We start from the raw sequence: 25297 nt of genomic DNA on the forward strand, positions 1-25297 counted from the left end.
AAAAGTAATACGTAAAAAGTTATACGAAAAGTTATACGGTTATATTTTGTAAAATTGAAAACAAAAGAAGGTTAAATTCTTTATAATATCAATAAAATTTTTTAAAAACACCTATAAACTTATTGATTTAGTAGAAAATAAATGATAGTATCGACAATAAATATATATTAATCCTATTCGCAAACTAGGAAAAGGCGGTGAGATTATGGGAAATATAGTAAAGCAATTAACAGAATTGATAGGTAATACGCCATTATTGGAAATTACCAATTACGAGAAAGAAAATGAATTACAAAGCAAGATTATAGGAAAACTTGAATATTTTAATCGACAGAGTAACAAATATGACTTCAGCATGCGGTGTCGTTGAAGAAGTAAACACAGACGAAAGTGCATTATATGAAGGAAGAGTAGACAGAAAAGTTAGAGCGGCAATTAAAGGACAGACTGCCATAACAGTAGAATTTGTAAATGGTGCAAACAGAGCATTTGTGGAAGACATAGAAAAAGCCCTTAATTTATATGGAATACATACTTATCTGTATGCTCCACAGGCAAATGAAGATGTTTCTACAGTAGTAAAACATTTACACAGTAGTAAAACATTTACACAGAGCGGGTATTGTTGTATTGTTATTGCTGGATGAAAATCAGAAAAATAACATAAAAACTACAGATGTAAATTATATTACTGATTGGGATAAGGAAGGCACAGAAGTAGAACAGGTTGCAGGATTTATCCGTAAACAGCCTAATATGGAGATGGACACGTACATTTGACATCAAGACAAAGTGTGGAAATCCCATTTATAAAACTTGAAAATATAGAAGAAGTTATTGAAAAATTATTTTAGAGTAAGGAGAATGTGAAAATGTTAGTAACAGTAGCAGGTGAAAAGAAAGAAATTGAACAGGGAACAACAATTGCAAAGTTAATCGAAATTGAAAAAGTTGAAAATCCTGAATATGTAACTGTAACAGTTAATGATGAGTTCTTAAACAGAGCTGATTTTGAAACAACTCAGGGTAAAGAAAATGATACAATCGAATTCTTATATTTCATGGGAGGAGGAGCGTTTTAATGGCATTTACGAATGAACAGATGGAGCGCTATTCCAGACACATTATTTTGCAGGAAGTAGGTGCCAAGGGACAGAAAAAACTGTTAAATGGAAAAGTGCTTATTATAGGAACAGGTGGACTTGGATCCCCTGCAGCAATGTATTTGGCAGCAGCCGGAGTAGGAACAATTGGAATAGTTGATGCTGATGAAGTAGATTTGTCAAACCTTCAAAGACAGATTATTCATGGAACAGCTGATGTTGGCAAGGCAAAAGTTAAATCAGCAAAAGAAACCATGAATGCAATGAATCCTGATGTAACAGTTAATACATATCGTGAATTTGTTACATCTGAAAACATAATGGATTTAATTAAAGATTACGATTTTATAATTGATGGAACAGACAACTTCCCGGCAAAGTTTTTAATAAACGATGCCTGTGTAATGGCTAAGAAACCATTTTCACATGCAGGAATTATAAGATTTAAAGGTCAGCTTATGACTTATGTTCCTGGAGAAGGACCATGTTACCGTTGTGTATTTAAAAATCCACCTCCAAAGGATGCAGTTCCAACATGCAAGCAGGCAGGTGTTATTGGAGCAATGGGTGGTGTAATCGGAAGTTTGCAGGCAATGGAAGCAATTAAGTACCTTATAGGAGTAGGCGATTTGCTTACAGGAAAATTGTTAACTTATGATGCATTAAAAATGGAATTCCACACAATAAAACTTCCAAAAGCAGACGGAAGCTGTGCAGTATGTGGAGATCATCCGACAATTACGGAACTTATTGATTATGAACAGGTTGAATGCGACGGAAAGTAGGAAAATACGTTATAAATGACAAAAGAAGATTATGAAAAAATCTTAAATTGTTAAAACCTGTGGTTTGATAGTTTAAGTCGTATTAATTGCTACCTTCTTTTAAATATTTAGACAGGCTTACGATAGACATTTTTTGCATATTGAGTTATCTTGAAAAGGAAAATTATCAAATAAAGATAAAATTGGTTAAGGTCAACAGATGATTTATAAATATCAGACATTATTTAATCATACTTAACATTAAGATAAGAATTGGAGAATGAAATGTACTGCATTAGTGTTAACCATAAAAATTCAGACGCATTTATAAGAGAAAAATACGCTTTAAATGAATTAGAAAAGAAAGAATTTTATGATAAAGTAAGAAAAAACAAAAATATAAGTGGATGTATATGTCTGATGACATGCAATAGAAATGAAATATATTTTGAAGGAAATAAAGCCGCAGTTAGTGAAATTGAAAATATTTATAAAGAGATAAAAAATATAGATTATATCAAAACTCTGGCAAAAGAAAATAATGAAAAGAAAATCACGGAAGCAAAGAAAACAATGCTTATTACAGTAAGAAAATCATTTGGAGAAAAAGTTTGCGTAAATCAGGTTGGTTCATTAATGAGTGTATTTTTCACAGATAAAAAAGTAGTAGATTATGATACAGCACTTTCTTCTGATACAGAAAAATATGCCGAATACTTTAGATATATGTTAGAGTCAGGAATTAACCTTGCACCGTCTCAATTTGAAGCAATGTTTGTATCAGCAACTCATACTCAGAAAGATTTAGAGGCAACAGCAAAAGTAATAGAAAATTTTAAATAAAAGAAAGGGAGATAGATATGAATAAAAATTTAAAGGATTTAGTAATAATAGGAAGTGGACCGGCAGGACTTTCAGCAGCAATATATGCTCAAAGAGCTATGCTAGACCAGATTGTTATAGAGAAAGAAATGTTTAGTGGCGGACAGATAATAAACACTGACAGAATTGATAATTATTTAGGATTGTATGGCGAAAACGGCTATGACCTTGCAGTAAAATTCAGAGAACATGCAGATGCTTTAGAAGTTCCATTTGTAGAAGGAAAAGTTGAATCCATTGAAGATAAGGGTGAATATAAAGAAATTCATTTAGAAGATGGAGCGACAGTTGATGCTAAGGCTGTAATTATAGCTACAGGAGCTAAACACAGATTACTGAATGTAAAGGGTGAAAAAGAATTTACGGGTGCAGGTGTGTCATATTGTGCTACATGTGATGGAGCATTCTTTAAAAATAAGACGGTTGCAGTTGTAGGTGGTGGAGATGTAGCTTTGGAAGATGCATTATATCTTTCTAATATTTGTGAAAAAGTATATTTAGTTCATAGAAGAGATGAACTTCGAGGTGCAAAAATACTTCAGAGCAGAATATTTGAAACAAAAAATATAGAATTTAAACCTAGTTATGAAGTAAGTGAAATCTACGGAGAAGATATTGTAACAGGAGCAAAGTTACTTAATAAGAAGACAGGAGAAGAAGAGGAACTTTCTCTTTCAGCTGTATTCATTGCAGTTGGTATGGAACCACAAAGTGAATTTATAAAAGGACTTGTCGATACTGATAAGACAGGTTATATAATTGCTACTGAAGACTGCCGAACAAGTATGGACAAAGTTTATGCAGTTGGTGATATAAGAACAAAAAGTCTTAGACAGGTGGTAACTGCTGTTGCAGATGGAGCAGTTGCAATTACATCAATAGAGCAGGACACAAAGTAGAACTTACTTATTTTATGCAAAAACAAAATAAGTTAAAGCAAGTCTTTAAGAAATAAAGTAAATCCATAATATAATTAAAAAAACTAATTATATACTTGCGTTTATGATTAATAAATGATAGACTTCGCTTCATCAAACAAGGACGTTTGGCATTTATTTGCCACACGTCCTTTTTGCGTTATATATGGCAAAGCCAAATGTAGAAAATTTGGCAAATGTATAATTCCTAAGAAGTAAATTCAAAGAGATATACGTGTAGAAGCCATATTTATAACATATACACTAAAGAGATTGAGAAAAATATGTTAAAAGAGCAGGAGGTATTATTGTATGAACTCAGGAGACACAGGTTTTATGTTGATTTGTGCTGCTTTGGTATTTTTTATGACACCGGGGTTAGCATTTTTTTATGGAGGTCTTGTAAGACGAAAAAATGTAGTTAATACTATGATGGCAATAGTCATGATAATGGGATTGTCAGTTGTTATGTGGGCATTATTGGGGTACTCATTGGCATTTGGTGGAAACCATGGTGGAATAATAGGAGATTTCAGATGGTTTGGTTTAGAAGGAGTAGGCTGGGATATTGGACCTTATTCAGATTCAATTCCTAATTTAGTATTTTGTGCATTTCAGATGATGTTTGCAATTATAACACCGGCACTAATTACAGGATCAGTTGTAGGAAGAATGAAGTTTAAGGCACTCTTTATATTTGTAGCCATTTGGTCAGTAATTGTATATTATCCATTAGCACATATGGTATGGGGTCAGGGAGGAATTTTAGCAGAGTTAGGTTCTGTCGACTTCGCAGGAGGCGACGTTGTACATATAAGTTCAGGAATAACAGCTTTGGTACTCGCTATTATTCTTGGCAAAAGAAAAGGTTATGAAAGAGCAACATACAGAATCCATAATATTCCATTTGTTGTATTAGGAGCTACAATACTTTGGTTTGGATGGTTCGGATTTAATGCAGGAAGTGCATTAAAGGCAGACGGACTTGCTGCACATGCATTTATGACTTCAGCAATTGCATCAGCATCAGCACTTTTATCATGGATGTTTTTAGATGTGATAAATGACAAAAAAACAACATTGGTAGGTGCATCAACAGGTTTGGTTATCGGTTTGGTTGCAATTACCCCGGGAGCAGGATTTGTTCCAATCTGGTCATCATTTATAATAGGTGCACTCGTAAGTCCGATATGCTATTATGGAGTTATTCTTATTAAGAAAAAATTAAAAATAGATGATGCATTAGATGCATTTGGATGTCATGGAATCGGAGGAATCTGGGGCGGAATCGCAACAGGAATATTTGGAAAAAGTTCAATTAACCCGGTAGCAAAATGGGATGGTTTAATTTATGGTGAATGGAGATTATTTATAGCTCAGATAGAAGGAATACTTATTACAATAGCAATAGCCGTTGTAGGAACTTTAATCTGTGTAGCCATAGTTAGAATATTTACTCCATTAAGAGTAACTGATAGAGAAGAAAAAATCGGACTTGATATATCACAGCACGGCGAAAGTGCTTATCCAAGTTTTAACGGTATGGATCAGTAATAAGACTTAAGTAAAAATATCTTGACAATGTGAAATGATATAAAGAATAATCAGGCAAATATTATTAAATGTTTTTGAATTAAAAATTTTTAAATGAGATTAGGAGATGGAAATTCTATGATAATGAAAATAGATGCAATTGTTAGAGAAGAAAAATTTGAAGATGTAAAAAATGCATTAATGGAAATAGAAGTTAACGGACTTACAGTGTCGCAGGTTATGGGCTGTGGATTACAAAGAGGCTATAAGGAAATAGTCAGAGGTATGGAAGTAGAACCTCAGATGCAGCCAAAGATTAAATTTGAAATAGTTGTTTCTTCAGAAGAATGGGCCGAAAAAACAATAGAAGCAATTAAAAAAGCCGCTTATACAGGAGAATTTGGTGATGGGAAAATTTTCAGTTATCCTGTAGCAAGTGCAACAAAAATCAGAACAGGCGAAACAGGATATGATGCGGTACAGTGTCAGGAATAAAGAAACAGGATTGTAAGAAATAAAAGACTAAAGGTTTAGATTAAATATAAAGCCACAATTATGAAAAATTGTATCGAAGACAAATAAAATATCATAATTGTGGCTTTTATGTATTTATGTATGAGCGTTAATCCACGCAGCTTTTATTTCAGGTGGCATATCATCAGGAGAAAGATTCTTAAGTCTGTCTTCATTTCCGTCGGCTATAGCTGTATCATAGTACCAGCATTTATAAGTAATCATATCAAGAACTTTCTTTAAATGTTCAATTTCGGCTTCGACAGTTTCCTTCTGCTTTATAAACATTTCTTTGCGCTTTCCATAGGTGGCAGGTCCCTGCTGACACCACATCATAAATTCCTTTATATCTTTAATTTCCATTCCCGTTTTTTTCAAACACTCAATAAGATGTAATGTCTCAACTGTGCCATCATCAAATCTTCTTGCACCGGATTCTGAACGGTTAAGGTTTGGAAATAATCCTTCTCTGTCATAATAATGTAATGTAGAAATAGGAAGATTAAACATTTTAGAAACTTCACCAATATTATAATAATTTGTATCCATAATTAACCACCATAAAATGATTTCCTGTTAAATTCAATTGAAGGAGAACATTTCATTTTCCTTTCTTCGTATTATAAATTTATATATTTAAGTTGTAATACAATAAAATCATTAATATGACTTCATTATATTATATTTTTCGTAAATTGGTTCATATAAGTTTATGAAAAAATAAATATTGACCTAAAGTTGGGTTTATGGTTTAGAATACACAATATACGGTTATGATTTTGTAAATGCTGTATTTAAAAAATATTAATGGAGGACTTTGATATGTATTTAGAAAAGATTAACGGACCGGAAGATGTTAAGAAATTAACAGTTAAAGAGATGTCTACATTAGCAGAGGAAATGAGAACTGCATTATTAAAGAGAGCCAGCATTCATGGTGGTCATTTTGGACCTAACTTTGGAATGGTAGAAGCAACAATTGCTCTTCATTATGTATTTGAATCCCCAAAAGATAAAATAGTTTATGATGTTTCACATCAGACATACCCACATAAAATGCTTACAGGAAGAAAGGACGCATATCTTTATGAAGAACATTATGATGATGTTTCAGGATACAGTAATCCTCATGAAAGCGAGCATGATCATTTCATCATAGGACATACATCAACATCAGTAAGTCTTGCCTGTGGTTTGGCAAAGGCAAGAGATTTAAATGGTGAAAAAGGAAATGTTATTGCTGTAATAGGAGATGGCTCATTAAGTGGTGGTGAAGCATTAGAAGGATTTGATTATGCCGTAGAATTAGAAGGAAATCTTATAATTGTTGTAAATGACAATGATATGTCAATTGCAGAAAACCATGGTGGTTTGTATGGCAATTTAAAACTTCTTCGTGAAACAAATGGACAGGCAGAATGCAATTTATTTAAGGCAATGGGACTTGATTATATATATGTAAATGAAGGAAATGATGTAGCAAGTCTTATTGAGGCATTTAGTAAAGTAAAAGATAGCAAAAAGCCTGTAGTTGTTCATATTAATACATTAAAAGGAAAAGGCTATGCACCTGCTGAACAGCATAAAGAACAGTGGCATTACAGTGGACCGTTTGACATAAAGACAGGAAAGCCATTGTATGGTGAATTTGGTGAAGATTATTCAAGTGTAACTTGTGATTATTTGTTAAAGAAAATGAAAGAAGACAAATCAGTAGTTGCAATTACTTCTGCAACACCAACTGTTATGGGATTTACAGAGGACAAGCGAAAAGAAGCAGGAAAACAATTTGTTGATGTAGGAATTGCAGAGGAGACAGCAGTTGCAATGGCAGCAGGAATTGCTTCAAATGGTGGAAAGCCGGTATATGGTGTATATAGCACATTTGTACAAAGAACATATGACCAGTTATCACAGGATTTGTGTATTAATAATGCACCTGCAACAATAGTTACATTCTGGGGAAGTGTATTTGGAATGAATGACGTAACACATTTAGGATTATATGATATTCCAATGATGGCAAATATTCCTAACCTTGTTTACATGGCACCTACGACAAAAGAAGAATATATTGCAATGCTTGATTGGAGTATAGAGCAGAATGAACATCCTGTAGCAATAAGATTGCCGGGTGGAGAAATGATATCTGACGGTAAAGAAGTTACGAAAGATTTCTCTAAGTTAAATAAATATGAAGTAACTGAAAAAGGAAGCAAGGTTGCAGTTATTGCTTTAGGAACATTCTATCAGTTAGGAAAAGAAGTTGTAGATGATTTATCTGATAAATTAGATACGCAGGCAACTTTAATTAATCCATATTATATAACAGGAATCGATAGTGAATTACTTGAAGAGTTAAAGAAAGAGCATGATGTTGTAATCACAATAGAGGATGGAATTTTAGACGGAGGATTCGGTGAAAAAATTTCAAGATTCTATGGACCAACAGATATGAAAGTAATAAATTTTGGATTGAAAAAAGAATTCTTAGACAGATATGATGTAAATGAAGTTCTTAAAGAAAATCATTTGACAAAAGAACAGATTGTTGAAGATGTGATGGCGTTAATGAAATAAAATAAATGCCGGAAAATAAAAATATTTTTATAAATCAGCTTAGAAAAAAATCCTATTTTATGGCTTGAAAATGTAAAAAAGAGTTTTATTTGGGTTGACATATAAAATAAAAATTTATAAAATAAAGACATATATTACAAATGATGAGGGTAAACTATTTGAAAAAATAGGGCACAAAGCTATGAGCCTAAAGCAACATTTGCAATGGTCGTCTGGCTGCAATTCTTTTTAAGGAGTTGCAGTTTTTTTTATACGTAAATACGTGTATAAAAGGCTGCGATAAAATTGGAAGGAGGATGTAATGAAAAGAGTAAAGAAAATGGTAGCTATGGCTACAGTCATGACGATGGTATTTAATGTGGTAATGCCAATAGGGGTTTTGGCAAAAGAAAACACAAATGAATATGGGGTACTTGCAAAAAACGGAGCAAATTTTTCAGGAAGCGGACAGATAATTGGAGATATTGTAATTAACAATGGTACTTTAAAGTATTCAAACAGTGCAACAAAGCATGTTACAGGAACTGCACATGTATCGCCGGAGGTTAAAGTAGATAAACCCGCACAGGGATATATTCCAATTGAAGTTAGTGAAATGGACAAGGAATTATATTCAGGATTATTCAATACAAATAATTATCCTGATGAGAATTCAGAATATTTTAAAAAAACTACTTCAGAATACAAAGATGGTACACAGAGTGTTTACATTGGATGGCAGACAAACAGATTTGATTTAACTGATAATGCATATTTAGATACTGTATCATTTTACAATGGACAGACATTTGAAATTCATGCAGATAAAAATCAGACAACAGTTGTCAGAGTTAAACATTTAAACGTTGGTGGTGAAGTTAAAGTAAGCGGTGACGGATACGTAGTTTTATATGTAGATGAATTATCAGGTGGAAATCCGGGTTCATTTAATGCAGGTGGAGACAGTAGCAAGCTTACAGTTGTATTTACAGGAAAAAATGCAGGATACAATAATTTTAAAGAAGTAAATGCCAACACAATTGCAATGAATGCTACAAAGTATACACAGGTAAATGGAATATTTGCAGGAAATGTATATACAAGTGGAAATCTTGAATTTAGTGGTGATAGTTCTATAACAGGTAAGGTTTATGCACCTGATTCAAAAACAGTATTAACAGGAAGTACAAAGATTTACGGACAGTTAATAACAGATACATTAGAGATTTCAGGTGGAGCAGTTGTTTCATATAAAGCTACTAATGGATTACCTTCAGAGGTTGAAAAAGTAGTAGGAAATCTTGATACAGAAAATGGAAAGACAGAAGACGGAAAAGAAGAAACAACTAAAAAAGAAGAAGTGACTAAACCGGAAGAAACAACAAAACCTTCAGAAACAACAAAACCTTCAGAAACAACAAAACCTTCAGAAACAACGAAGCCTGATTCAGGAAATGATAATAAGGATGATGATTCAGATAAAGAATCAGTAGAAGTATCTGTAATTGTACCTTTAAAAATGTCAATCAGATTACAGGATGGAACTGTATTAAATAACAAGAGCAGTTTCAAAATTGAACTTGATAAAGAAATTAAATTCCAGATGTGTTCAAATAATTGGGACAATGATACATATGATGACAATGGAAATGGTATTGCAGGAACAGTTGTGTATACAGCAGTTGTTAGCTCTACAGCAAAGAAGAACACTTATGATGCAGCAAGCCGTACATTTACAATTGCGAAAGGTGATAAAGTATTAAGAACAGATACAAACAACTGCTTTATGGCATACAGATTTTACTTTAAGAAGGGTAATTATAATAAACAGACAGGAATTAATAGTGTAGTAAACACACCATTAGAAAGTTTATCAGTTAACCTTCCATTAGGTTCAACAATTACATGTGATGCTTATAAGGAATATAGCCGGATTGATAGTGCTGATGTATTTATTGAAACAGCAGATGATAAAACAATCTGTTATAAGGATTATTATTGGGAATATTAATAATTAGTACCAATAAGTATAGAGACAAGTTAATAAATAGTGAAATTTTACATGAAAATGTTAATAAATTCATTGCCACAGATTAAAAATGATTATATTTTTAATTTGTGTGAAAAATACAGTAATAACGCCGCAGAAATTTGATTTTTGCGGCGTTAAAGGGATATAGAAGTGAAAAAAAAGAAAGAATTAATATTAGGAGCTTCTTTAATAGTTATCATAATTGCAATGGCAATAGTGCTGGTGATAATAAATAAAGATGATAAAAAAGAATTTGAAGATGTGCAGGTTACAACTACGGTAGATGAGTCTACTAAGGCAAATGATAGCAGCAATACTTTTATGGAAGAAACAATAATAAAATGCTGTTATGAATTAAGATATATATTTGCTATAAATGAATTTGATGACATAAGTACGGTATCCGTAAACAAATTAGCACAATATGGTTTGTGTCATTTGTACTATAATAGCTTATTAGATGTACCTGCAAGTGATGAACTTGAGTATAGAGATGCATCAAAAAAAGATATTGAAGCGGTGCTTAAAAGCCAGTTTAATGTTGAGGGCCTTAATTTGGAAGAAAGCGACATTTATAATAAGGCGGAACAGAAATTTGAAATGTGGGTTCCTAATTATTCGCAGCAGATAACATATGATTATACAGTAACTGATAATGGAGACAATCTTACAATAAATGTGGTATACTATGAAGATGAGGTACGCTCAAAGGTTAAGAGTGAAGCAACTATTAATGTAGCTAAAGAAGGGGATTTATATTATATAAAAAGTTTGCATTAGTTAGTGAGAAGTTAAAATGAATAAAGATATTGATTTATTGATTAAAAAGATTGAAGAAGAATCTAAACTGATAAAAGGCGATGCTTCAAAAAATGAAATGCAGGAAATCCTTAAAGAAAAATTGGTTATAGAGCGTGAAAGAGATAATTTACTGTTAGAAAATAAACAATTAAAGGATAAGATTGAATCTTATGAACGAGACATTGTGGCTTTACAACAAAGTCTTAAAGGAATCCTTGATATTCTTCAGGGAGAGGATAAAATTGTGCATGAAGCGGTAAAACATATAGATTCTACGGTAATAGAAACTAATAGCGAAGCACAAAAGGCACGTAGAAACGGATTAAGAGAAATACTAAAAGAAAATACTCAGGGATTTTAATACAGAAAGGACGTCTCTATGAAGATTTTTAAGAAGTCTAAAGAACAGGTTGAAGAAAATAAGTCAGAAGATTTAAAAATAGAGAATCAGGAAAATAAAAGAGAAACAACCTCTGAAAAAAAGGGGGTTGTTTCTTTGCAGTTTTCAGAAGAAATGTCAGAGAAAAGAATACATTCGATAATAACAGTTGCAGGAGTATCAATAGCGTTATTTTTAATAACTTTAATGATGCATACAATAGTAAGCAAAGTAGTGTATCCTAACTTTAGTATGGCAAATGAAATAAATGAAGTTCAGTTTCTATGGGGTACATCGGATAATGATTTGAAAAGAGAAGATGCGGTATGGAAACAGGCGACAGATGAAAATAAAATACAAAAGATAGGAAAAGGGCAGGATTATGTATGCATTAAAGTAGACATACCTGCACAGAGCAATCAGCAATACTATACGTATTATACAAATTATGCACCGTCTAAAGTTCTTGTTGATGGCAAGAAGATTTATGACAATGGATATGATAAAGAAAATGTAGTTGGAAACCGTTGTAACAAAGTGGAATTAGCATCTTCTGCAGTTTCAAGAACAATGGAAATTTATATTTATTCTCCAATAGGTTTTCAATTTAGATTAGTAAAAAGTGCAAATGGAACAGGCTTACTTTCAAATGCAAGTGGACTTGGAATAGCATTCACATTTGGAATATTAATATTGGCAATTATATTTGTAATTATGACAATTGCCATTTCAATAAAAGATAAAAATATAATAAAAGTATTACTGTTAAGTCTGACATTATTTATGGGAGCACTATATCTTATGCTCTATCAGTTAAGTTTAGGTGGCACTCTTATATCTGACAGTGTGTTCTTTAGTTTGCAATTAATATTAACAATATATTTTGCAACATCTATGTTAGTATGCAGTCTTTGTAGCATTAATTATAAATTTAAACTATGGCAGAACATGTTTATCATAGGAGTATTTGTAATCAGCTTAGGGCTTTTGCTTATAGAAAACAGAACAGTACTCCTTATTGCGGCAGTTATTTTTTCGATGGCAATATGTGTACTAATAGGTCTGTTTATAATTGAGGTAGCAAATTTAATCGAAAATAAAACTCCATATATGAGTCTGGTAGGAATTGCATTTGTTTATATTTCTTTAGTAAATATCTATAATTTAATTTCACTTACTGCAGGTTCAAATGGGTTAAGCCGAACTGTAGTAGTAACAGGTATTGCCATATATGAAATAGCAATGTACATTGTTTTATTTAAACAATCAGTAAATCACACAATACTTATTAAAGAGCGAGCCAATCAACAACTTGAAAGTGCTGTAAGTATACAGAGAATGGCAACAATTTTATCAGATGTTGCTGATGCCCTTACAGATAAACAGTTTGCAAGCTATACATGTCAGATTTTTACGGATGTGATAAAGAGAAATGAATTAGCAGCATCAAATGTTGTTACAGATGATGAAACAAATGAAAAAATAGTTATTCCTTCCTGTGCAGCAGTCCGTCGTGAAGATGGAACTTTTGAAGAAGTATTTAATCAGGGTGGAATAGAGGGGTGCGATTATGAAAAAATAATGTCAATGTATGATGGAACAGAAAAATCGAAAGTAAAGTTTGCACAGACATACATGGACTTAATATTTGTAAGAATTGATCAGGTTCAGATTATTTTTCATATAGAAAATTATAAAGATGGATTATCAGAAACATTCCAAAGTACGGCAATGATGATACATCACATAATGGAAATTGCTTTTTCAAATTACAATTTAAAAAGCAGAATAAAAACTGTACAGGAAGATGCCATTATATCATTAGCTGAAATGGTAGAATTCAGAGGAAAGCAAAATAAAGTACATTTATATTCTGTAAGTGCAGTAACAAAAGTTATTTGTAAAGCATTAGGATTGTCAGAAGAAGAAACACGTATTATTTCTATGGCGGCTATCGCTCACGATATTGGAAAGATAGCAATTCCAAATGATATATTAAATGGAGATAAACCATTGACTGATAAAGAGTATGAAATAATGAAAAAACATGTTGTATATGGATATAACATTTTGTCAAAAAACAGTGGTGACTTTATGGAAGCCGCAGCAGTAATAGCATATCAACATCATGAAAATTATGATGGAACAGGATATTTAGGGCTTTCAGGCGAAAATATTCATTTGTATGCAAGAATTGTAAAAGTGGCAGATGTATTTGATGCGTTAATGGAAAAAAGAACTTATAAAAAAGCATGGCCACCGCAAAAGGTTAGAGAATATATATTAGAAAAATCGGGAATTGAATTTGACCCGGCAATAGTTAAAGTATTCGATAAAGTATTTGATGAAGCAGTTGAGGCATCAAAGACTGCAAGAGAAAAGTATAAATAGCAATTAAAGTGTATGAAAAAACATACGAAAACCGTATAAAAATTATATGGGAATAATGCAAATTTAAATTACCAAAGATAATGATAACATAGCTTTAAATCTACAGGTATAAGCAGTATGGTTTTGAATTGAAAGGGATAAAATGAAAAAGACAAAAGGTAAGAAAAAGTTATTACTTATAATACCATTAATAATTTTGTTGGTTTTGGCTATTTCTTTTATAGGATGGATTGTAAAGCCGGCTAAGAAAATGAACATAGCTGTTTTGGATGCTACTGTTCCTGCGACAGATGGACAGGGAGTAAATCAGACTGACAGGTATTATAGAAAACATAGTGGATTTTTCTGGCTTTTAAATCAACAAAAATATGTTAAATCAAATGGAAAAAAATATAACTATAAAAAGGATTATTTTGGACCACAGATAAATGAAAATGGGGAATACACAGGAGAAAATCAGCTAGCTGACTTTGATAAAGTGCCGGATTTTCTATATTTGGCTGATGTTTATGGTTCTGAATTATATGACAATAAATATTCAGGGCTTTCATCGAAGGATATGAACATAGTTTCCCTTACTTATAGTACAGGCGGAACGGTTGTAGCTGAAACCGAACTTTTAGGCTCAACAACAGACGAAACCGTATGCAATGAAATCAAATCAATGTTTGGATTTACAACAACATCATGGAGCGGAAGATATGTTGTTGATTTAAATGATCTTTCAGATGTGCCTAAATGGGCACCGTCTACATATGAAAATCAGTATGGTGTGAAATGGCAGTTCTCAGGTCCGGGGCTTATACTTGCATCATCAGAAGGCGAAATAATTGTTTTAGAAGAAAAGACAGATTTTAAAAGCAAAAATTTAGTAAGCATAAGTATAAGTGATGAATTTAAAAAAGAATTTTCAGGCTCTAAAAAAAGCAATTTTTACAATTGGTTTGAGTTAGTTGAAGCAGAAAATGGAACGGATACTATTGCAAATTTTAAAATTAATGTAAATGCAACAGGAATGGAAAAGATAAAGGAAATTTCATCTACAAATAAATTTGCGGCAATAATAAGAAAAAGAAATAATAACAGCGGTGACACTTACTATTTTGCAGGAGATTTTAATGACTGTACAAGTGATAGCAGAATATATAGATTTCTAGCAGCAGACAAATTTTTCAAAGCTTTATCATTTGATAAAGAAGGAGACCTTAACCAATTTTATTGGAAATTTTACAATCCATTAATGAAGAAAATTTTGAAAGATACTTATAAGGGATTAGATGAGAAAAATGAAAAACAGTCTGAAAATGAAAAACAACTTGCAGTCCGTGTAAATGAAAACAAATTTCAGATTAAGAAAAATGATGATTATGAAAACCTTAATTTAAAAGCGGTAAATGTAAATCTTGATGAACCGGGAAGTGCTAATGCAACAAGAAATTACGGATATTACAAAGAACTGTTAGAGCAGGCAGTGGAAATGGGAGTAAATACCGTTAGAGTATATGAACTTGCACCACCTGAATTTTACAGGGCTTTATTTGAAATTAACCAGAACAGCGATGATAAATTATATCTTATTCAGACTATAAAAGGTATGGTAGCAGATACACAGGAAGAATGGCAAAAAACAATCGACACAATTATGAGTTCAATTCACGGAAATGGTGAAACCAAGAATGATTCAACTGATGAAGGGCAGGAAGATATTTTAAAATACCGACATGATGTGTCAGAGTATCTTTTGTCATATGTTTTAGATATATCGCCATCAGGTGAAGAATTGCAGACATTAAGCAATCAGGGTGAAACATACGATGGAAATTATGTTTCATCAATGGAAGGAATAGGAAGTTTATATGCAAAACGTCTGGACTATATTTATAAAAAATGTAGTGAAAACTATGGCGGATTAGTTCCGGTCGGAATGCATGTAAATGTTGAAAATCTTGAAAGTGCGTTTTGGAATGAAGACAATTACAATGGAGTTGTCAAATTAAGCAGTTTACAGTTAAATCAGGATGTACAGCAGTATTATTATGTTTCAACCAAGTTAAATGTGACAGATAATATTTTAAATAATAACCTTAATAAATTTGTCGGATTTACTGATTCTCAGGGTAATTTTAATTATGGAAGCTACGTTGAATACGTGAAAGAAAAAGTTTCACCATATGGACTTATGATAGACGGATTTGGAATTTCTACAAATGCAAATATATATGCGACAAATGGCATTTATTCAGGATTGGATGAAACACAGCAGGGAGAAATAATTGTCAGAATGTTGGATGCAATTCTTACTAATGGATGCATGGGAGGAATAATTTCTGATTTAAATGATTCATGGTCAGCAGTTTCAGATGAAGCAAAGGCATCAATTGTACCATTGACAAATAACCCACTTTGGCATGATTTGGGAGATCCTGCACAGACAACAGGAATTCTTGCAGTGAAAGCAGAAGAAAAAGAAGATGTCGGTCTTGAGTTAAAAGACTTCGAAGTAATGAGAAAAATGCAGTTAAGCGTAAATCCTGAATATTTATATGTGACGGTTGCGTTAGAAAAAGAAATAGATTATACAACAAATGAACTTATTGTAGGATTAGATACTTACGAAAGAAACAACGGAGAATATTTTTATAATAAAGGATATTTTGCAAATAGTTTATCAGGAATGGAATATATAATAAAAATTACCAGTGCGAAAGATGCAGCATTATATGTATGCTCATCATATGCAAGAGGTCAGGAGACAGTATCTTCTACAGAAAGTTATGATGGCAATTGGACAAAGGTAATGGACTTGACATATGGCAACTTCTCAACAAGTACATCACAATTTTTCATAGGAAGTACAAATGTTAGAATTAGAATTCCATGGACAGCATTAAATGTAACTGATCCGTCACAAAGAGTTGTAATTGAACAGAAAACACCGTTTGATGGAATTCAATATAAGACAACAATCACAAATGGATTTATTCCGTCATTATTTGTTGGTAATAGAGAAAGTGGAGATACAGAATATATTTTCCCACTTTCAAAGGATGCAGTTGGATATAAGACTTATAAGTATGAAACTTGGAAAGAGGTGGATTATACGGTTGAGCGAAAAGGTTCGTTTGGAACAATCCAAGCTTATCTCAAAAGCTATAATTAACCTTTTCGCTACTTGCCGTTGTATACGACATAATTAAAATAAAGAACGCTTTCGCTGCTTGTCGCTCGTAGCGGTACTGAAACTCCATCACATAGTTTGACTATTAAGCCAAACTATGCGCTGTCGTTTTGTACCGACGGCGCCAAATGCCCTTTATTTTAATTATGTCTATACCAGCGTCAAGCGGAATAAGGTTTTATAGAATTTTGTTGGGTAGATAGCGTCAAGCGGAATAAGGTTTATAGAATTTTGTTGGATAGATAGCGTCAAGCAAAATAAGGTTTTATAGAATTTTGTTGGGTAGATAGCGTCAAGCGGAATAAGGTTTTATAGAATTTTGTTGGGTAGATAGCGTCAAGTGGAATAAGGTTTATAGAATTTTGTTGGATAGATAGCGTCAAGCAAAATAGAGCTTTATAGAATTGTGTTATGAGTATAAGCATGGATGATGTAGTTTAATAAAACCAGGCTATGGTTAAAAGCAGGTAGGATACGCATTCATAGAACTGCGTAGAAAATTAGAGAAACCTGTAAAGCTTACAACTCAGGCGATTAATCGCTAGGGACATCTGTCCGGTTTATTGTTAGACACTTCACCGCTAGAGGAATCTGTTTAATTTATCACTCAGACACTTTACAGCTTGTGAAGCCTGTTTAGCTTATAGTTAGACACTTCACCGCTAGAGGAATCTGTTTAGTTTATCACTCAGACACTTCACAGCTTGTGAAACCTGTTTAGTTTATCGATAGGGCATTTGTCCCCGTCGGTTCAAAACGACAGCGCATAGTTTTGTAAAAAACTATGCGTTGGAGTTTCAGAACCGTTACGAGGGACAAGCAGCGAAAGCGTCCTAGAGATAAAGTAAACAGGGCCCCACAAGCAGCAAAAGCGTCCTAGAGATAAACTAAACAGGGCCCCACAAGCAGCGAAAGCGTCCTAGAGATAAACTAAACAGGGCCCCACAAGCAGCGAAAGCGTCCTAGAGATAAACTAAACAGGGCCCCACAAGTGAAAGTGTAGTGTAGGGCATTAAGAAAAAAGGAGGTGTGAATATGCGCTTTGAACTATTCTTAGTAATGATATTTTTCTTAAGCATATTACTAATATGCGCAGAACTTCTATGGTTGTATTTACTTGCAGACAATCAAGAAGAAAGCAAAGCAAAATTAAATAAAAAAGAAGCAAGATGCAGAAGAATTCTCGAGGCGATAATATGTGCACCAACTCAATCCGCTTGGGAATGCGAAATAAATGAATTAGTAAATCTTGTAGATAAAGATGATAGCTATATGGAGATACTTACAGACGTTTTTATGGAAAGTCTTGAAAAGTATGAAGAAATGAGCGAAAAAGACAAAAAAATAATCGGGAAAATAATAGAAAAAGTAAACCCTATAACTTACTACGAAAATATGATTAAAGAAAATGATGTAGTAAAAAAATGTTATGCATGCCAAAGATTAGCAGCTTTAGGGGCAGCAAATGACATAGAGGGAATAAGAGAATTGCTTAAGAGTCGAAACAGACAGTTAAGATATGCAGCAGGTAATTCACTTGCAGCATTAGGAGATAAAGAGGGAGTTGAAGAATTTATATTAGGTTTTCAGGATGATTATAAATATTCATACAGAGTAATTAATGAAGTTATTGACAGATATACAGGTGATTTGTATGAAATATCAAAGGATTTGATTGAAAAGGGAGATTCGTATTTAAAAGCAACAGTTATAAAAAGTATAGGAAAATATAAGATTAAAGAATTGGTGCCATATGTACTTGAGTGTACAAATGACACTGATATAAATATAAAAATTGCGGCGACGAAAGCAATGTGCTTTTGCGCTGAAAAAGAACATATTTTAACTTTAATAAGATTGTCAAAAGACCAAAACTGGGTAGTTAGGGAATTTGCCGTAAAGGCATTAGGCAATCTTAATACTGATGAGGCTATAGAAGCAGTTAAACAGGCAACTCAGGATGAACAATGGTGGGTTCGACAGACAGCTGCTGAGTCTTTAATTAAAATGGATTATTCTCTTGAACACATTGAAAGTGTAATAAAGGGATACGACAGATACGCAAGTGAAGCAGTGAAATATTCACTGTATAAGGTACTTAACATGGAGGAAAAGAATTGAACATAATAAGAAATTTTATTTTGTTTTTTAACTATTTCTGTATGGGGTATACAATTCTTCTTTCCTGTATTTATATTTTACAGATAATTATTTCATTTATAAAAATCAGGGAAGATGTAAAGATAGGTAAATCATCAGACTTTATGGAATATAAAGATTCCGAGAATCTGCTTCCGATATCTCTAATTATTCCGGCATATAATGAAGAAGATAACATTGTACAAAATGTAAAATCTCTGATGAAACTTAATTATCCTGAATTTGAACTAATAGTCGTAAATGACGGCTCAAAGGATAAAACCCATGATAAAATGATTGAAGCTTTTAAACTTTACCCAATAGAAAGTGCGCATATGAGACCGCTTGAAACAGCAAAGGTCAGAAATGTTTATTACAATGTGGAATATCCAAATCTGATTTACGTTGATAAGGAAAATGGTGGAAAATCAGATGCCTTAAATGCAGGTATAAATGCGTCATCATATCCGCTATTTGCCTGTCTTGATGCAGATTCAAGATTAGAGAGTGATTCTTTGTTAAGGCTTGGAAATGAATTTATTAAGGATACTACAACAGTAGTAGCCGGAGGACTTGTAAGAATTGCAAATGGTGGTGTAATCAAAGATGGAATATTTGAATCTTACAATTTGCCTGAAAAAGCAATAGAAAGATTTCAGACTGTAGAATATTTCAGATCATTTTTAGCAGGAAGAACAAGCTGGGGAGTGACAAATTCAATGCTTATTGTTTCAGGGGCATTTGGTGTGTTCAAAAAACAGGTTGTAATAGATGTGGGTGGATATAAGACAGATACAATTGGTGAAGATATGGAGATTGTAGTCAGAATTCACGAATATATGCTAAGAAACAAGATTAAATATAAAGTCAAATTTGTGGAACAGGCAATTTGCTGGACACAGGGACCGATGAGCTTAAATGACGTAAGAACGCAGAGAAGACGTTGGCAGGTTGGTCTTATGGATACATTACTTCATTACAAGAAATTAATTTTTAATCCTAAATATAAATGGATAGGAATGATGGCAGTGCCATATAATTGGCTTTTTGAATTGTTAGGTGCTGTGGTAGAAGTTTTTGGATATTTTATTATTCCATTTTCACTTATCATGGGAGAACTTAACATATTCTTCTTTGTAATGTATTTTCTCATGGCATCAATGCTTGGAATTATGATTTCTTTTGGCGGACTTATATTGGAACAGTACACAAAAAGAGGCGTAATGTCAGCAAAACAATGCGTACAGCTTGCACTTTATGGTATTTTGGAAAATTTCGGATACCGTCAGGCTATTACAATTTTCAGAGTAGAAGGAATGATTAAATATAAAAAGCTTAAAAACAGATGGGGTTCAATAAAGCGTAAAACAGTAGGGGATTAATGGAAAGGATGGCATATGAAAAAAGTAATAATTTCCGTTATTTCAACATTGCTTGTACTGGCTTTTATGGTGCAAATGGGCTGGCTGCAGGTGATAGGAATTAACAGATTTTCATTTGAAAAAAGTGACAATACACAGAATAAATTAGATTTTGAATGTGCAAGTGAAAATAATATAAACTATAGCTTTAGAACACAGGGAGATTATTTTTATCATTACGAAGATAATGAATGGAAAAAGATATTTATTACAGGAGTAAATATAGGTGCTACTGAACCGGGACTTTTCCCGGGAGACTTGACAATATCATATGACACGTATTTAAGATGGTTTAAATATATAAAAGAGATGAATGCAAATGTAATACGTGTTTATACAGCACTTAGTCCTGATTTTTACAGAGCATTATATGATTACAATATTGATAATGATGATCCGTTATATCTGATTCAGGGTGTGTGGATGGACGAAGAAGATATTGAAACATATGGTGATGTTTATGCGGAAAATGAAAAAATAAAAACAGAATTTACAAAAGATGCGTTAAATATGGTGGATATAATTCATGGAAATATCACTTTGCCTGAACGTTCAGGATATGCTTCGGGCACATATACTGCTGATGTTTCAAGATGGCTTGCAGGATGGCTTATTGGTATAGAATGGGACCCTAAATTAGTCGAAAATACAAATGTTTCAAATCCGGATAACATAAACTATGACGGAGATTATTTGTACACACAGGGAGCCTCAACATTTGAAGCATTTCTTTGTGAGGTTGGAGATAAAGTAATTGAAAGAGAAACAAAAGAGTATAAATGGCAGGCACCTGTAGCTTTTTCAAACTGGGTTACAACTGACCCTCTTACTCATGAAGATGAGCCACATCCGGATGAAGATTCAGTAACAGTAAATTTTGAAAATGTAAAATATAAGAACACATTTTTATCTAAAATGTATCTTTCATATCATATTTATCCATATTATCCGGATTCTTTGAATTATCAGAGAGATTATTTGGCATACCGCGATGACAGTGGAAAAGTAAATACTTATGAAGCTTATTTAAAAGATTTAAAATCTGTACATTCGATGCCTATTTTAGTTGCTGAATTTGGTGTGCCTACTTCAAGAGGCATGGGGCATGAAAGTGTTATGGGATATAATCAGGGACAAATAGATGAAACAAAACAGGGTGATATTTTAATAGATTTATTTGACTCTATTTACAAATGTAATTATGCCGGAGGTCTGGTGTTTACATGGCAGGATGAATGGTTTAAAAGAACTTGGAATAATGTTAATTTTGACATTGCAGATGAAAGACCTTTCTGGTCAAATCCTCAGACAACAGAACAGTGCTTTGGTTTAATGACATTTGACCCGGGAACAGATAACTGCATAAGTTATGTTGATGGTGATGTATCAGAATGGGGTAATGATACTCCTATAGTTGAAAACAGCTTAGGGAAATTGTATATGAAGAGTGATGAAAAGTATGTATATTTTATGGTGGATACATCGGATTACAATTTCAATTCAGATACATTATATATACCGATAGATATAAAAAATAATCAGGGAAATGATAGTTATGCTGATGCAGGTATTACATTTGATAAGCAGGCTGATTTCGTGATTTCAATTAATGGGAAAGATAACAGCAGAATTGTTTGTGATCAGTATTATGATGCATTCACATATCAGTATGGAGTGCAATATGGAATGATTGATGTTACTGATGATTTGCAACAGAAAAATACAGGAAAATTTATTCCGATGAATATGTGTTATGGATATGAATTAGAAATTCCAACAACGAAAGAAAAAGTAGGATTTAAATCATTTGAAACAGGAAAGCTTACCTATGGCAATGCAAATCCTACATCAGATGATTACCAGTCGTTAGCAGATTTTATTTATAAAGATGGAAAATTAGAGATAAAAATTCCGTGGCAGTTATTAAATGTCATGGACCCTTCATCAAAGAAAATAATGGATGATTTTTATACGGCACAAAGTATTACACCAACAGATTTGAATGGCATAACAGTAGGACTTGGAAAATCAGGCAACATAGAATTGACAGGAACTTATGATTATCAGTCATGGACAACACCAACTTCCCACGAACGATTAAAACCGGCATACTATGTGCTTCAGAAAAATTTGAAAAAATATAATGACTAGGTGTTAAGTATATAAGTAAGAAAGGAAATATAATTAAAGTTATATTGATTATATGGTATTTGAATGAAAAAAATAGTATCAATAATGTTGATATTTGCAATGATGACAGTTACGGTTTCCTGCTCAAAAAATGATAATAAAAGTGAGAAAAATATAGTCCCTGATAAAGAAACAGCAATTGAAAATGTTGACACGAACGGCAACAACATAGAGTTTGTAGCGCAGGGAGACTATTTTTATCACAATGATAATAAGAAATGGAACAGAGTGATTCTTAAGGGTGTAAATATGGGACTAACTCTGGCTACTACTAATTTAAACAATCCGGATGTAAGTTATGAAACTTATATGGAATGGTTTGAACAGATAAGTGAAATGAATGCAAATACAGTGAAAGTATTTACAATAATGAATCCAGATTTTTATCAGGCATTTTACGATTACAACAAAAAAGCAGAAAGCCCGTTATATCTTATTCAGGGAATATGGTTTAATGAAGATTATCTGTACGATGTGGCAGATGCACTGGATGCTGATAACATAGTAGCAGATGCTTTTGAGAGAAATATAACTGAAACAATAGATATAATACATGGAAATAGTGATTATACTTCGTATGGAAATATTAAAAATGCAGTATATCATAATGATATATCAAAATATGTTGCAGGATATATTTTAGGACTTGAATGGCCGGCAGAATTTGTTCAGAATACAAATTCCCACACGGATAGGAAAGCGTATTTTGGAGAGTATTTGGAAAATACAAATGATGCTACACCATTTGAAAGTTTTCTATGTGAAATGGGAGACAAACTTATAAGTTACGAAACACAAAGCTATAAAATGCAGATACCTGTAGCGTTTCTTAACTGGCAGACAACAGATACACTAAAACATAGCAATGAGCCGTTTGAGGAAGAAGACAGCGTATCGGTTAACACTGAAAATATTAAGTCAAATGAATCATATAAAGCAGGTTTATTTGCAGCGCTTGACATATATCCGTATTATCCGGAATTTATGAATCATCAAAAAGAATATGTTGATTATAAAGATTCAAATGGACAAAGTAATCCGTATGAAGCTTATTTGATTGATTTGAAAAAAGAATATACAGTACCTGTTATGGTAGCTGAAGTGGGGCTTCCAACCTCAAGAGGAGTTGCTCATGAAAGTGTAGTAGGATACAATCAGGGCGGACTTACAGAAAAGCAGCAGGGAGAATATCTGACTAATCTATTGACTTCAATTTATAAATCAGGTTATGCCGGAAGTATGATTTTTTCATGGCAGGAAGAATGGTTTAAGCAAACATGGAACACAGTGAAATATGCACCTGAAAACCCTGAATGCCGCACACCAAATGTTATGTCGGCAGAGCAGGGCTATGGAATTGTGGCAGTAGAACCGGGAGAAAATCAGATATGTAAAATAGATGGAAAATTAGATGAATGGTCAGATAGTGAAAATATTATAGACTCTGATGAGTACAAATTATATTCAAAATATGATGAAGGTTATTTGTATTTGGCTGTGCAGTTAAAAAGCAAAACGGATGGAAAAATATATGTTCCTATCTCAACATTGGGTGTAGGAAGTCAGAAAGATAATACAAGAAATATTGCATTTGACAAAAATACAGACTATATATTGGAAATAGACAAAAATGGAGAAACAAGACTTCTTACAGATGCATATTACAGTACGTTTCATTATATTTACGGTTACAGTAAAGGAGTGTTTGATTTTGACAATGATTATTCAGTAAAAAATTCAGGAGAGTATGTTCGCATTCAAATGTTTACTAGTAATGAAATGTATTTGCCTGATGACAATAAAACCATCGAACCTCAATTTTATGAGAGTGGACTATTGAAAGCAGGAATTACGGACCCTGACAGTGATAAATTTGATAACACTGCAGACTATTACACATCAGATAATGTAATGGAATTTAGAATTCCATGGTATCTGTTAAATGTAATGAACAGCACACAAGGAACTGTAATCGGCGATTTCTATAATGAAGGAAGCATTAATTTTACAGATGTACAAGAAATAAATATAGGTATTGGAAAAACAGGTGATAATATAGAATTAAAATCAATTCCATTTGAAGAAAAACAACAAAGTAGTTATCACACAAGACTGAAAAAGTCATATGAAATACTGAAAGAGTATTTGAAAAAGGTTAAATAATGCTATTGGAATAAATTATCGTTCGGTTGATACAGATGATGTCATATTAAATATATGCAGTTTTGTAATAGATTGTTTTGTTTATGCAATGTTTAATAAAATATGCATATATTTAAGTGAAAAACAAATTTTAAAACAAAAATAAATAGAATAGTTTAATAAAAAAGCATCTGCACAAATATTTATTATTAAAAAAAGAATATTGTGTAGATGTTTTTTTTTAATACAGATTAGTATGGATTAAACAAAAATTCAAATATAAAGAGTATTAAAATATACAAAATATACAATGCTTAATTGACACAAATAATATGAAATGTTAATATGAAAAT

19 protein-coding genes, 1 pseudogene and 1 riboswitch are annotated in these 25297 nt (G+C 32.5%); of the genes and pseudogenes, 19 read left to right on the top strand and 1 reads right to left on the bottom strand.

The features are described 5' to 3' along the window. Nucleotides 1-314 precede the first annotated feature (314 nt). The 9 genes and pseudogenes from N5B56_RS03330 to N5B56_RS03370 all read left to right on the top strand — a co-directional run bounded on the left by N5B56_RS03330 (nucleotide 315) and on the right by N5B56_RS03370 (nucleotide 5694). Nucleotides 315-647: a hypothetical protein gene (locus N5B56_RS03330; RefSeq protein WP_158562622.1), complete on the top strand. Its 333-nt coding sequence runs from the start codon at nucleotides 315-317 to the stop codon at nucleotides 645-647. Then, the gene (locus N5B56_RS03335; protein WP_178515249.1) at nucleotides 631-780 is read left to right on the top strand and encodes a hypothetical protein; all 150 of its coding nucleotides are present in this window, start codon (nucleotides 631-633) and stop codon (nucleotides 778-780) included. Before N5B56_RS03330 ends, N5B56_RS03335 begins: the two co-directional genes overlap by 17 nt. Beyond that, nucleotides 756-848: pseudogene (locus N5B56_RS03340) on the top strand (coenzyme F420 hydrogenase); the annotation flags it as partial. The gene N5B56_RS03335 and the pseudogene N5B56_RS03340, both read left to right, overlap by 25 nt. Nucleotides 849-872: 24 nt before the next feature. Further along, entirely contained in the window at nucleotides 873-1082 is a 210-nt protein-coding gene (gene thiS, locus N5B56_RS03345; RefSeq protein WP_022087954.1) for a sulfur carrier protein ThiS, read from the top strand. After that, nucleotides 1082-1888 carry a thiazole biosynthesis adenylyltransferase ThiF gene (gene thiF / locus N5B56_RS03350; RefSeq protein ID WP_260978380.1) on the top strand — a complete coding sequence of 269 codons (807 nt, stop codon included), beginning with the start codon at nucleotides 1082-1084 and terminating at the stop codon, nucleotides 1886-1888. The genes thiS and thiF overlap by 1 nt, the downstream gene beginning before the upstream one ends. 264 nt (nucleotides 1889-2152) lie before the next feature. Further along, nucleotides 2153-2710 carry a PLP-dependent aminotransferase family protein gene (locus N5B56_RS03355; RefSeq protein ID WP_260978381.1) on the top strand — a complete coding sequence of 186 codons (558 nt, stop codon included), beginning with the start codon at nucleotides 2153-2155 and terminating at the stop codon, nucleotides 2708-2710. Between the two features lie 17 nt (nucleotides 2711-2727). Further along, the gene (trxB, locus tag N5B56_RS03360) at nucleotides 2728-3648 is read left to right on the top strand and encodes a thioredoxin-disulfide reductase (RefSeq protein WP_260978382.1); all 921 of its coding nucleotides are present in this window, start codon (nucleotides 2728-2730) and stop codon (nucleotides 3646-3648) included. A gap of 330 nt (nucleotides 3649-3978) precedes the next feature. Beyond that, nucleotides 3979-5220 carry an ammonium transporter gene (locus tag N5B56_RS03365; RefSeq protein WP_260978383.1) on the top strand — a complete coding sequence of 414 codons (1242 nt, stop codon included), beginning with the start codon at nucleotides 3979-3981 and terminating at the stop codon, nucleotides 5218-5220. Nucleotides 5221-5337: 117 nt separating this feature from the next. Next, entirely contained in the window at nucleotides 5338-5694 is a 357-nt protein-coding gene (locus tag N5B56_RS03370; RefSeq protein WP_022089664.1) for a P-II family nitrogen regulator, read from the top strand. Nucleotides 5695-5808: 114 nt separating this feature from the next. Here N5B56_RS03370 and N5B56_RS03375 read toward each other — a convergent pair whose 3' ends face one another. Beyond that, a complete protein-coding gene (locus N5B56_RS03375; RefSeq protein ID WP_260978384.1) occupies nucleotides 5809-6261 on the bottom strand; it encodes a MerR family transcriptional regulator in 453 nt (150 codons plus the stop codon). A gap of 273 nt (nucleotides 6262-6534) precedes the next feature. Here N5B56_RS03375 and N5B56_RS03380 point away from each other — a divergent pair, with 273 nt between their 5' ends. The 10 genes from N5B56_RS03380 (at nucleotide 6535) to N5B56_RS03425 (ending at nucleotide 24965) form a co-directional block, all read left to right on the top strand. Then, complete coding sequence (locus N5B56_RS03380) at nucleotides 6535-8292, top strand: 1-deoxy-D-xylulose-5-phosphate synthase (protein ID WP_260978385.1); 1758 nt, start codon at nucleotides 6535-6537, stop codon at nucleotides 8290-8292. Nucleotides 8293-8430: 138 nt separating this feature from the next. Beyond that, a riboswitch (cyclic di-GMP riboswitch) is annotated at nucleotides 8431-8516 on the top strand. A 77-nt stretch (nucleotides 8517-8593) separates the two neighbouring features. After that, complete coding sequence (locus N5B56_RS03385; protein ID WP_260978386.1) at nucleotides 8594-10282, top strand: hypothetical protein; 1689 nt, start codon at nucleotides 8594-8596, stop codon at nucleotides 10280-10282. Between the two features lie 171 nt (nucleotides 10283-10453). Beyond that, nucleotides 10454-11083 carry a hypothetical protein gene (locus tag N5B56_RS03390; RefSeq protein WP_260978387.1) on the top strand — a complete coding sequence of 210 codons (630 nt, stop codon included), beginning with the start codon at nucleotides 10454-10456 and terminating at the stop codon, nucleotides 11081-11083. A gap of 16 nt (nucleotides 11084-11099) precedes the next feature. After that, complete coding sequence (locus N5B56_RS03395) at nucleotides 11100-11465, top strand: hypothetical protein (protein ID WP_117908631.1); 366 nt, start codon at nucleotides 11100-11102, stop codon at nucleotides 11463-11465. Nucleotides 11466-11483: 18 nt separating this feature from the next. Further along, nucleotides 11484-13874, top strand: a complete 2391-nt coding sequence (locus N5B56_RS03400; RefSeq protein ID WP_260978388.1) for an HD domain-containing phosphohydrolase — start codon at nucleotides 11484-11486, stop codon at nucleotides 13872-13874. A 142-nt stretch (nucleotides 13875-14016) separates the two neighbouring features. Then, nucleotides 14017-17034 (top strand): hypothetical protein, encoded by a 3018-nt coding sequence (locus tag N5B56_RS03405; RefSeq protein WP_260978389.1) that lies wholly within the window; start codon nucleotides 14017-14019, stop codon nucleotides 17032-17034. 1053 nt (nucleotides 17035-18087) lie between these two features. Next, a complete protein-coding gene (locus tag N5B56_RS03410; RefSeq protein WP_022089672.1) occupies nucleotides 18088-19173 on the top strand; it encodes a HEAT repeat domain-containing protein in 1086 nt (361 codons plus the stop codon). Then, complete coding sequence (locus tag N5B56_RS03415; protein WP_260978390.1) at nucleotides 19170-20573, top strand: glycosyltransferase family 2 protein; 1404 nt, start codon at nucleotides 19170-19172, stop codon at nucleotides 20571-20573. Before N5B56_RS03410 ends, N5B56_RS03415 begins: the two co-directional genes overlap by 4 nt. Before the next feature lie 15 nt (nucleotides 20574-20588). Further along, the gene (locus N5B56_RS03420) at nucleotides 20589-22763 is read left to right on the top strand and encodes a family 2 glycosyl transferase (RefSeq protein WP_260978391.1); all 2175 of its coding nucleotides are present in this window, start codon (nucleotides 20589-20591) and stop codon (nucleotides 22761-22763) included. Nucleotides 22764-22826: 63 nt separating this feature from the next. Beyond that, nucleotides 22827-24965 (top strand): family 2 glycosyl transferase, encoded by a 2139-nt coding sequence (locus N5B56_RS03425; protein ID WP_260978392.1) that lies wholly within the window; start codon nucleotides 22827-22829, stop codon nucleotides 24963-24965. Nucleotides 24966-25297 lie beyond the last annotated feature (332 nt).

The sequence above is a fragment of the Eubacterium album genome (genome assembly GCF_025336545.1).
Lineage (GTDB): Bacteria > Bacillota > Clostridia > Lachnospirales > Lachnospiraceae > Eubacterium_U > Eubacterium_U album.